General features: G+C 68.2%; 9 protein-coding genes. All 9 read right to left on the reverse strand.

Annotation, left to right across the window (positions count from 1 at the left end; translation table 11 throughout):
* Positions 1–122: 122 nt before the first annotated feature.
* Complete coding sequence (gene dhaL, locus HPY83_02895) at positions 123–731, reverse strand: dihydroxyacetone kinase subunit L (protein ID NPV06895.1); 609 nt, start codon at positions 729–731, stop codon at positions 123–125.
* 38 nt (positions 732–769) lie between these two features.
* Positions 770–1,798, reverse strand: a complete 1,029-nt coding sequence (locus HPY83_02900) for a dihydroxyacetone kinase subunit DhaK (protein NPV06896.1) — start codon at positions 1,796–1,798, stop codon at positions 770–772.
* Between the two features lie 74 nt (positions 1,799–1,872).
* On the reverse strand, positions 1,873–2,679 hold the full coding sequence (locus HPY83_02905) for a fructose-bisphosphate aldolase (protein NPV06897.1): 807 nt from the start codon (positions 2,677–2,679) through the stop codon (positions 1,873–1,875).
* 384 nt (positions 2,680–3,063) lie between these two features.
* A complete protein-coding gene (locus HPY83_02910; protein ID NPV06898.1) occupies positions 3,064–5,877 on the reverse strand; it encodes a hypothetical protein in 2,814 nt (937 codons plus the stop codon).
* Positions 5,878–5,929: 52 nt separating this feature from the next.
* Positions 5,930–7,033 (reverse strand): DUF4432 family protein, encoded by a 1,104-nt coding sequence (locus HPY83_02915; protein ID NPV06899.1) that lies wholly within the window; start codon positions 7,031–7,033, stop codon positions 5,930–5,932.
* A 37-nt stretch (positions 7,034–7,070) separates the two neighbouring features.
* A complete protein-coding gene (locus HPY83_02920) occupies positions 7,071–8,189 on the reverse strand; it encodes a hypothetical protein (GenBank protein ID NPV06900.1) in 1,119 nt (372 codons plus the stop codon).
* 70 nt (positions 8,190–8,259) lie between these two features.
* Positions 8,260–9,144: a polysaccharide deacetylase family protein gene (locus HPY83_02925; GenBank protein NPV06901.1), complete on the reverse strand. Its 885-nt coding sequence runs from the start codon at positions 9,142–9,144 to the stop codon at positions 8,260–8,262.
* A gap of 25 nt (positions 9,145–9,169) precedes the next feature.
* Positions 9,170–10,336 (reverse strand): aminopeptidase P family protein, encoded by a 1,167-nt coding sequence (locus HPY83_02930; GenBank protein NPV06902.1) that lies wholly within the window; start codon positions 10,334–10,336, stop codon positions 9,170–9,172.
* 82 nt (positions 10,337–10,418) lie between these two features.
* The coding region (locus HPY83_02935; GenBank protein ID NPV06903.1) for a hypothetical protein at positions 10,419–11,392 on the reverse strand (974 nt) is incomplete at its 5' end.

Genomic DNA, 11,392 nt, shown 5'->3' on the forward strand with positions numbered 1-11,392 from the left:
GAGAGGGGGAGATGGTGAGACGCGGAGAGAGGGAGACTGCCCCCTGGTCGTAGCGTCTCGGTATCTCCCCCTCTCCGCGTCTCCCCCTCTCCCCCTCCCCAATGGCCACGGGTGCCGCCCCGCTAAGTCTGGCCCAGGCCCGTCAGGTACTCTAGCATGTAGCGGAGAATCAGGCACAGCGACAGCGCCCCCGGATCGGGGTGGCCGAGGGAGCGCTCGCCCAACGTCTTGGCCTTGCCGATTCTAGCCACCATGCTCTTGGTCGCCTCCACCCCCGACCAGGCGGCTTCGCCAGCCGCGCGCAAAGCCTCCGGCAGGGGCGCCTCCCGGTTCGACCGGGCCGCTTCGGCCGCGGGTGCCAGGGCGTCCACGACCGTCTTGTCGCCCGGCGCCGCCTTCCCCCGCCTCTGTACCGCCGTCAAGGCCTCTTCCAGGAAGTCGGCCAGCCCGGCAGCGTCCAGTGTCTCTCTCCCCCTCAGGGCCGCCGCTCCTGCGCGGAATAGAGTGCCGAAGATGGCCCCGGCGGCCCCGCCCACCGAGGTGAGCAGGGCCGTTCCCGCGGCCTGAAGGGCATCGCCGGGGAGGTCGATCTCGGCACTCCGCAGTCTGGCCGCCACCGCAGCGAAGCCCCGGGCCATGCCCACGCCGTGATCGCCGTCGCCCACGGCCCGGTCCGCCTGGGTGAGAAGGTCGGCGGTCTCCTGCATCCGGGCGGCTACGTGCAGGAGCATGTCTCTTGTCTGGGCTGCGGTCAGCCCTGTCACCGGGCTCATCTCCTGCTAAGGCCCAACGAAGAGCAAGGCGCATCGTAGTAGGCTTTGAGTTCCTCATCCAGCCGCAGCAGGGTGAGGGAGAACCCGGCCATTTCCTGGCAGGTGCAGAAGCTGCCCACCACGGTGTCGTGCGCCTGCAGGCCCTCGCGCGCCAGGACCTGGTGGGCCCTCCTGCAGGCCACCAGGAGCTCCATCCAGGTAGTGGAGCCCAGGTCGTTCACCAACAGGCACACTTCGTCGCCGGGGCGAAACAGCCGGCTCTCGAGCCGCCCGGCGGGCGGGTCCGCCAGGATCCTCTCCAGCATCTGGTCCACCAGCGCATCGGCGAGCATCATCGGGCCGCGGGCCACCCCGGGCTCGCCGTGGAGGCCCATGCCGATCTCGATCTCGTCCTCGCCCAGCTCGAAAGTGGGCTCGCCGGTCTCGGGGATGGACCCGGCGGCCACGGCCACCCCCATGGAGCGAGTGTGGTCGCGGGCCTTGGCCGTCACCCGTGCTACCTCGCCCAGCTCGCCGAGGGCGGCAGCGGCGGCTCCGGCCACCTTGATGACGAACAGATCGCCCGCGATCCCGCGGCGATCCTCCAGGCGTTCCGGTGGAGCGGCGGCGACGTCGTCCCATACGCGCACCGTCTCCACCCGGATGCCCTCCTCCATCGCCAGCTCGGCGGCGATGTCGAAGTTCATGTTGTCGCCAGCGTAGTTGCCGTAGAGGTAGAGGACGCCGGCGCCCCGGTGGACGGCGCGGGTGGCGGCCAGGATGACGTCCGGGGTGGGAGCGGCGAAGACGTGCCCGCAGGCGGCTCCGTCGGCCAGGTTGTCGCCGATGAAGGCGGGGAAGAGGGGCTCATGGCCGCTGCCGCCGCCGATGAGGAGGGCCACCTTGCCCTCGGGAATGTGGGCTTTGGCCAGGGCGCCGGTGGGCTCGAGCAGGCGCATTGAGCCGCCATAGGCGGCGACCAGCCCCTCCAGAAGCTCCGGCACCGCGCGGGAGGGATCGTTGAGGATCTTCTTGGCTCTAGGCATATGGGGCCTCCTGAAACGTGAGACGTGAGGAGTGACAGGCGCCCAGCGGCGCCTGGAGGTTCACGGGTCACTTGTCACGCGTCACGCATCATCCTCTCCGCCTGCTCCGGCGTCGCTCCCCGATGCACCACCTCTGCCAGCGCCTGCACCATCCGCCGTGGGTTCTGGGACTGCCACACGTTGCGGCCGAAGGTCACGCCGGCCCCGCCGGCCGCGACCACGTTGTAGGCCATGGTGAGGGCCTCCAGAGGAGTGTCGCACCGGGCGCCGCCGGCGGCCACCACCAGCGCCGGGGCGGCTGCCTCTACCACCTGGGCGAAGCTCTCCGCCGACCCGGTGTAGAAAGTCTTGATCACGTCCACTCCCAGCTCCATGGCCAGCCGAGAGGCGTACGCCACCCGGGCGGCGGTGTAGCGCTCCTCGGGCGGGACCAGGCTGCCGTTGGGGTAGGCGTGCACTACCACCGGCATCCCCACCGCCTCGGCCTCGCGCACCAGCGCCGCCAGGCCTTCCAGCAGCTGGGGCTGCTCCGGGCTGCCCACCGTCAGGGCCATGGCGATGGCGTCGGCTCCCAGCCGGAGGGCGTCCTCCATGTGGCTCACCCACACGTCCCGTTCGGGATGGTAGGGGGACAGGGTGGAGGACTTAAGGATGAGAGCGATGCGCCCGGCATAGGGCTCGAAGCAGCGCTCGGCCGTGCCCTTCATCAGCAGTAGAGCGTCCGGCCCTCCCCCCGCCACCTGCGCTATGGCCGCCCGGATGTCCTCCAGCCCGGGCAGGACCCCATAGCTAGGCGCGTGGTCCAGCGCTACGGTGAACACGCGCCCGGAGTCTTGGTTGAGCAGCCTTCCCATCCGAACCAACTTGCCCAGCGGGGCCATGCTCGTCTCTCCTTCTTGCATTGGGCAGTAGGTGGCCTAGCCCTTGACCGCCGTCAGAGGAGGACCATGGTCCAGCGGCGCCTGCAGCTCCAGAGGCGAACCGGGACTCTACCCACCGGATGGCATCCACGTACGGTCTACCTCTCCGCCGGTGATGGGCCAGGCAGCGCTATCATGCCTGCTGGGAGGGTTCCGGACAAGGCGGGGCCCCCATCGCGCGCGCTGCTCGTCGTCATCGCCGGCCGCCCACCAGAGGGACAGCAGGCCGGCTCTCGGCTGCACCCGGTAAGCCTGTTGGGCAGACGCTTCCGGCAGCGTGCCATGCGTCTCTCCCGCAAGCCCAGGGAATGTCGCGGCCGGCCCCGTAGCTGGGCCTCACGCCGCTCAACCTTGGTCGCCCAGGCGCAGGGTCTGGGACACCTGCTGGCGGAAGTTCAGGTACATCAGCGCAGCCACAGCGGCGCCGAGCACCAGGGCGGAGGCTGCTCCCACTGCGCCGATATCCAGCCAGGCGACACGGGGCACAAAGGGTGGCACCGGCGCCGACGCGTCTTCCGTGAGCTGGAAGTAGGGCACGAACACGAGAGAGGCAGCCACCCCCAACGTGGCCCCACCCGCTGTGCCGTAGACGACCACGGCCAGGAACTCGACAGCCGAGGTGGCTACCAGTTGGCCGGCACTGAAGCCAATGGCCCGCATCATGGCGAAGCGCTGCACCCGGGTCGCAAGCGACTCCCACACGTGGAGGAGCAGCCCCGCGATGGCCAGGGCCCCGGCGGCCATGAACCCCAGCGACAGCACTCCGTACACCGCCGCCCGTTCCAGGGAACCTTGGCTCCGCGCCAGCATGCCTCCCAGATCGCGAACACTCCCGGGGACCACACCTCGCTCCACCAGCGCCGGCCGCAGGCGGTCGGCGTCCATGCCCGGAGCCAGGGTGAGCCATGCGTGCCAGATGAGCTCGCCCCCCACCGTCCGCTCCAGGTACTCGAGGTTGGTCACTACCACCGGCGGCCAGCCGGGCAGCATAGTGGGGAAGTGGTCGAAGACGCCCACGATGGTGAACTCCAGCTGTCGGCGCAGGTACCCGAAGCTTGTCTCTAGCCGGGTGGTATCCCCCAGCGAGAGGCCGGTCTGGGCCAGGAAGCTACTAGGCACCAGGATGCCATCCGAGTGCAGGGCCAACTGGTTCATGAGAGCCCCCAGCGACTCGGGGGCGTAGTCCGGACGCCAGTGGACGACCCGCTGGAAGCCCAATCTTTCTACGGCCAGCATCTGGAGGGCTATCCGACCAGGCACGCCCGGCGCCGAGTACTCGGCCCGGAACTCGCCCACCCGGGTGCCATCCTCTACGCCGGGTATCTCCAGATACGCGCTCAGAGGAAGGGTGACTGGCTGGCCGTCCTCTCTGGCCAGAGGGAGAAAGGTGAGGTCAGAGCCGGAGCGGTACTCCAGGCGCTCGACGAACCAGAGGTCGGCGCTGGCAGCTAGGGAAGCCTGGAAAGAGCCCACCGCCAGGCACAGAACCACCAGGAGCAGCGAGCCGGCATAGTGGCCGCCCTCGCGCCCGAGGCTGCGCAACCCCACGTAACCCGGCAAGGACAGAAATCGGGCCACGACGGCGTCGCCGAGACGGGCCAGCAGAGGGAAGACTCCGGCCAGAAGCACCGCGCCAGCGAGGAAGAACAGAGTGGGCGCCAGGAACACCAGCGGCTCGTGAAGGGGGCTGCCGGAGGCGTCCCACGACAGCATGCCCAGGGTGCCCCGCTGGTCGAGTTCCCACCAGGCATAGGCGGCTGCCGGGATCAGGAGCGCCAGGAGCCCAGCCCGCAGCCAGCGCGGCGATGCGGGTGGGCGGGAGCGGCGGCGACCGTGCTCGGCGACGCCTATGGTGCCCGCTGCCCAGGCCGAGGCCACATGAGCGACGATGATGAGGCCAACCGCCGCCGCCAGTACGCCCCGGTCCAGTCCTCGCAACCCGCCTTCGGGTAGGGCTCGGTGGCTGAAAGCGAGGAAGCCGCGACACTGACCCGCCAGGCGAGAGAGGAAGTAGCCGGTCCCCAGGCCCAGAGGCAGGCCGACCCCGGCCAGCACCGCCCCTTCTGCCAGAGCGATGCTGAGCAGGTGCAGGCGACTGGCCCCCCGGCTGGCCAGCACTGCCGTCTCCGCCAACTGCTGACGGGCGCCTGCCACCGAGATGAGCGCCAGCGAGAGGTAGAGAAGAGTGATCACGGGCAAGCTCAAGCCGTAGAGCATGGTGACCAGCATAGTCTTGCGCCGGTGGGCCGTCTGAAGCGGCTCCAGCGGCGACAGGTCCAGCCCGGGACGAGGTAGCCGGGCGCCTGCCACCAGGCGAACCCGCTCCAGGCCCCGGGCGTAGCCATCCACTCGATCCAGCTCGATCCGGTTGTCGTCGAGGACGTAGTACCAGAAAGCGAACCCGATTCCCTCCTCCACCGCCGGCTCCACGAACCGGCGGTATGCCAGCTGCGTGGTGAGGAAGTGGAAGCGCAGCGACTGCTCTGGATCGGAGTACCAGAAACCGCTCGAGCTCTCCTTTGGCCGCCAGACTCCGGCGATGCGGATGGGGATCATGCTTCTCAGCCCGGATGCCGAGTACGACAGGTGGTGCGTGTCCCCCACGTTCAGGCCCAGCTGCGCCGCCAGGCGCTCCTGCACCCATACAGCCAGGTGAGAATCATCCGGGGAGACCTGGAAGGGCTCTCCCTGCGTCACTTCGAGGTGATCCTCGGCGCCGGGCACGAAGGCAACGTTGAAGGGGGTGCCATACCCGGCTGGCTCCGACTCGCTTCCCCGGGGAACGAAGCGCACGGCCGGGCTGTCTACCTGGTGGTAACGGTGGGCGACAGGTAGTCCGATCTCCCGTTCGGTTAGCTGTCTCAGCCAGGCCTCTAGCTGGTCCGCCTGGACGGCGCTCATGGGCCAGTCGGCCGTGGGGAGGGAGTAGTAGCGCAGGCTGAAGAGAGCCCGTCCGGTGCTCCCGGCGGCGCCCTCCAGCTCCTCCAGCAGCACCTGGCGGGCGGCCAACTCGGCGAAGACGGGGATGGAGACGATCAGGCCAAGGGTAATGCTCACCCCCAGGAGCGACAGGGCGGCGAATCCGGGCCGGGCCCGCAAGCGGCTCCACGCCAGCTTGATCGCCAGGAGGGCGTAGGTCCCCATCCGAGCTACAAGCATAGTCTGCCGGCCGAGGCACTGCCGCCCTGGCCGCCACGCTTGTCGTCTGGCCTCATCCGCCCGGCCGACCCCCTAGCACTCGGGCGATTCGGGCCTCCATATCGGCAGCCTGAGCCGCCGTCAGGGCGCCCATCACCATGTGGCAGCTCCACGTCCCTCCCGGGCCCAGGACCTTGATGTTGCCCTTGGCCTTCTCGGCCGCATAGCCCTCCGGCTCGGCAGTGGCAGGCAGCACGATCCCCAGGGCGTCCTGGTCTGGGGTGCGGCAGATCCAGCGAATCCCCTTGTCCAGCTGCTCCGGGCGGTGAGCCACGTAGTCGGCATAGCCATCGGGATGCACCTGCATGGTGTGCGCCCACCCCTCCTCGTCGGCCAGGTAATCGAGGGTGAGCACCGCCTCCGGGTCGTACGGGAGATCGGGCGAGAGGACGTTGTGCAGGGTCGGGTCGGCCTGCAGCCGATCCAGGAACTCCCGATATCCCGGCGGGACCTGCACGTGCGACGGGATGCTCCGGCGGACCCGGGCATGTTCGGGCGTGCAGGGGGCCGTGTACACCAGCCGCCCATAGTCCACGGGGCGGAAGTTGATGTGCGCCAGATACATGAGCTCCATGTCGGTGTTCTTCAGGTTGGTCACCGAGAACTCCGAACGCAAGAGGGTGGAACCGGAGTAGAGCTTCAGCAGTGGCACCGCCACGTAGTTGTGGTTGAAGGCTACCGTGTGCTGGTACTCGCCGCTCAGGCCCAGGTAGCGCCCGTGCTCATCCTCGCCCGCTACTAGCCAGGCCTTCTGATAGGGCGCGTTGGGCAGTTCCCCGTGCAGAGGATGCGTGTCCTTCTCACTGGGGACTCCCATGGCGGTGACCCCACAGTGGAGGAGGAATCCGCCGTAGTTGGACAGATAGTCCCGCGTAGCCCGTGGATCGCTGAACATGGAGCGCATGGTGAGCTCGCGCCCAGCGAAGTTAGCGGACCATACCTGCTGGCCCTGGAAGGGCAGGAGCACCACCTCGCCCAGGTCGTTTCTCAGCCGTAGCCCCTCCACCCCGCTATCGTACCGCCAGATGGAAGCGGTCAGGTCATCGCTCTGCAGCAGCGCTCTCTCACTCTCTCCGAAGAACCTGGGCTCTAGCTGTACTGCGAAGTCATTTGCCATGTTACCTCCTTTGCCTGCCCCGAGCCTGCCCTGCCGGCTACGGGGAGAAGCAATCTACCTCGCGCGATATCCGCCGAACGGTCTCTAGTTCACCGTCCGGGGGCACCTGATCGGCCACTCCGAGGGCGAATCGCCCCTCCCGCCCCAGCACCGTCATCGCCCGGCGGACGTGCTCCTGGATCTCGGGCCAGCGGCAGTGGGGAGCGAACATGGCCCCCGGCATGCCCCCGATGACGATGCACTCCGGCCCCACCGCCGAGCGAATCTCCTCGAAGCCCATGTCCCCTACCGGTGCCGGAGTGACCGCCTCCACGAAGTCCAGTCCCGCCTGGGGCAGCTGGTGCAGCAGGCCCCGGAGAGTGCCGTCAATGTGTACTCCCACCTTCTTGCCTGCCGCGTGGAGCTGAGCCGCCCTTTCCTGATAATACTCCAAGCTGTAGCGACGGAAGAAGGAAGCCTGTACCGTGGCCGACAAGTTGTCCCCGATCTCGATCACGGCGCCCGGCGAGTGGGCGAGCAGCTCGTAGTAGCTGTCTTGGGCCTGCCGCAGCCGCGTGATGGATCGCTCCACCTCGAGGGGCTCGTCCGCCACCAGATAGGTGAACCCCTCCACTCCGGCCCACTCGGCCACCAGGGCAGCCAACGGCGTCCGCGCCGTGCCGATGAAAGGGTACCCCATATCACCCCACTCCCTCTCGCTCTGATGGAATCCCTCGTAGCTGGCCTGGTAGCGAGCCCCCTCGGCCCAGGCGCAGACCGCCTCCAGATCCCGAACGGTCTTCACCGGCCACTCCACTGGCGCCAGCGAGCCGCCCTCGATGCCGCGGTACACGGCCCTCAGGGTGCCGGCCGGCGTGTGCCACACCCGGCGCACCAGGTCGCCCTCGGCCTGCTCCTCGTAGTGGAAGAGGTCGGGATCGCGGTATACCCGCACCACCGGCCTCACGTAGAAGGTGCGGCCGGCCCCGGTATCCTCGTGCAGCCGCTGCAGCCCGGCCTCGCCTCGATAGCGGGGCGGCAGCGTGCCCAGCGCCGACCGCCCCGACTGCCAGTAGGTGAGGTCGGCCACCCACGGTATCCGCTCTGGCCGCCTTCCGGCGAACAGGTCGAGCAAGCGCTGCCTCTGAGAAGGCAGGCTGGCCTCCGCTGCACCCACTATCCGCCCTCCCGGCAGCACCTTGCGCTGTCCCATCTTCGGGCGCCCTGCGCGTTCATCCCGCCCCCGCTCACGCCAGAGCCGCGGCCTGGCGCGCCTGCATGAACTCGGTGCCGCGGGCGAGCAACGCGCTCACGAGGGCATCGAGCTGCTCGACGGCGTAGGGGCCGCAGTTCTTGACGATGAACGGGTCCGGGATGACGCTGGCCTCCCCGAAGTGGATCGGCCCCTCGGGCATGGGGTGGAACTCCCACGGGTGCAGGTAGAAGCACAGGAACGGCTCCACGTCGCGCTGGCGGCAGTAGGCGATGTAGCCGTCAATGTGCCTGAGGACAGCCTCGGCGCTCTCGGTGCGGAAGAGAGGCCACTGGTCCATGTCCCGACCGTACTGGTCGTGGGACTCCATGGACAGATCGGCGAAGTTCGGCAGTTCGGCGATGCGCATGTCGCCCACTTGGGTCCAGTCCGTCCGATTGGGGTGGTAAGGGCGCAGCCGCTCGCGGTAGAAGTACATGGGGTAGGTGGCGTCGGCGACGTAGCCCAGGTCCTCGAGGGCATTGACAACGGCAGTGGAGCCGAAGAGGCGGGGGGCACGGAACGACACCGGCCTCACGCCTGTCGCCTCCTGCACCCACTCGGTGGCGCGACGCAGCCGGTTGGGCACCTCCTCGGGCAGCAGGGGGTAGAGGCCCGGGATGTCGAAGAGAGGATCGCCAACCGTCTCGTGGTAGAGGCTGTGGGCGCCGATCTCGTGGCCTGCGTCTTTCACCCGTATTGCCACCTCCGGGTGCTGCCGGGCCGCATCACCGGTGAAGAAGAAAGTGGCGCTTATGCCGTGACGGGCGAGCACTTCTAGGATGATGGGCGTGCCGCGGGCCAGCCCCTCGTAGAAGGGGGTGAAGCTACCGACGTCGGTCTCCATGTCGAAGCCCAGTACGGCCTGAATGCCGGCCATAGTGAGTGCACTCCTTACCGTGTCGTTACTGAGTGAAGCGGCCATCCATCTTCGGGCTGAGCGGCTCGCAGCCCGAGTCGGTGATCAGGTACCCCGTCTCTATGCGGGCGCCGTGGAACTCCGGGTGGCCGAAGAAGCTGACGTCCACGCAGACGGTCATGTTGGGCCGAAGCACGTCGTCGCTGTTGGGGCCGAAGAAGGGCGCCTCTGCCTCGTGCAGCCCGATGGTATGGGCGAAAGGACACACCAGGTAGGGCATGAGCCCCGTCTTCTCGAAATAGGCCCGAGCCGGGGCGTCTATCTCGCGGCCGATGGCTCCGGGCCGGAGCTGCTCCCGCGTGAGCATCAGGGCGTGGGTGAGGTGCTTGAGCAACTCCTGCTGGCGCGGCGTATAGTTACCGGTCACGGGCAGGACATCCCCGACGACGCCGGCGTAGCCCCGCACCTTAGGGGCGATGCCGATCATCACCAGCTCGCCGGGCACCAGGGCCTTGGAGCTGGCGGTGGGCACCACAGCGTTAGAACGAGCGCCGCTGCCGACGATGGCGCTGAAGCCGAAGCCGCTCGCGCCCCGGCTGCGCGCCTGATACTCCCCCTCGGCCGCCACCTGGATCTCGCTCACCCCGGGGGCGATCTTTGCCTTCATGGCGTCATAGCACAGGTCCGCCAACTCGAAGGCAGCCCGGATCTGCTCGATCTCCCACGGTGACTTCACGTAACGCAAGCGGACGTAGTCGTCCGTGATGTCAACCAGCTCGACGCCGCGAAACCCCTCGGCGATCTGGCGATAGCCGGCGGCAGGCATGCGGTCGGCGCCCACCAGGCCGACGCGCCTGACCTGGCCCAGAGTGCGGTTGAGTTCGTCGAAGAGTTGGGGGAAGTCAATGATGGTGGCGTTGGGGTACTCCTCGTCGGGTACCATGAAGACGGGGAAGTTCCTGGTTTCGGTGATGCAGCTTTCCTGCTTGGCGAAAGGCTCGCTCTCCGGGCCGCCCAGCAGCATCGGCTGGCCCTTGAGAGGCACCAGCACGGCGCCGCTCTCGAATTGGGGGCACCAGCCGGTCAGGTACCAGCCGTTGCCGATATTGAACTCGTCATAATAGACGAGCGCCAGGTCGAGCTCGTTGGCTGCCAGGAGCTGGCGCACCCTGGCGATACGGGCATCGCTCTCGCTCTGCTCTAGGTATGGCACGCTTACCTCCGGCGATGTGTGAGGCTGCTTCCGGGCCAGGCCGGGGCGCGGGGGAACCGGTCCCCCCGCGCCCCGTGTCGGATCACCGCGTCAGGTTCAGAGCCTGGCGGTACTCGGGTATCTCGTGATCAATCACCCGGCGCACCACGGCGATCTTCCATTCCAGGTGACGCCGGTCGGTCATGTACTCCATGCTGGGCTCGAACCCCAGCCTCGAGTCCCGTTCTACCAGGGGGATAGTGTCTTGGGCGTTGGCGATCTCCCGCTCGGCCAGCTCCACCATCTGGTCCAGAAGAGCGTTGGCCCGCTGAGGATCGGCCTCGCCTTTGAGCTCGTGCTTGAGCAGCCACCACTGCTTGAGGTGGATAGTGGTCTGCAGGCAGCGGGAAATGAACCGGCCCAGATTGATCATCTCCTCCAGAGCGGGCCGCTTCTTCTCCGGGGTCACCTCTAGGGCCTGTTCGAGTTTCGCCAGCCCCTGCCCCCAGCGCTCCCGCATGCGCTCCAGGCTGCGGATCTCCACCGGGAAGCGGGCCGGCCCGGGCGACTGACGGGCGCTCTCCCGAGGGCCATAGTCGGGCATGATGATGCGGTTGCCGAACATGGCGTACCAGGCCTGGGGGAGGTTGACCACCCAGCGGAAGAGCATGGGGTAGGAGGGCCCCACTCGGAAGGGGCCGTACTGATCCTCGTTGGTGGGCACGTAGTCCCGGGAGGCGTCGCTCCAGTCCTTCCAGGCCTCCACCACCAGGGGGGCGGCCTGGGGCCCGAAGTCCCGGCGGGCGATGGCCTGGGCCCGATCCTCGGTGGAGTCCCCGCCGGACCAGAAAGCGTTCTTGGCCAGCTCGCTGACAAACGAGGGCCACCAGCCGTAATGGTGGGACTCCATCAGGCCACTGAGGCCCCAGTCCTCCCGAGCCTTCAGCAGGGCCTGCCAGCGCCGGTCCCACTGGAAGGGTGCAGGCTGATACGGTATCACGCCGAAGTCCCAGGTGAGGCCGGCGGTGTTGGACATGGTGTAGAGCCTGAGCCCTCGCTCGTGGGCGGCGGCCGCCT

Source organism: Anaerolineae bacterium (genome assembly GCA_013178015.1).
In the GTDB taxonomy this organism is placed as follows: Bacteria; Chloroflexota; Anaerolineae; order DRVO01; family DRVO01; genus Ch71.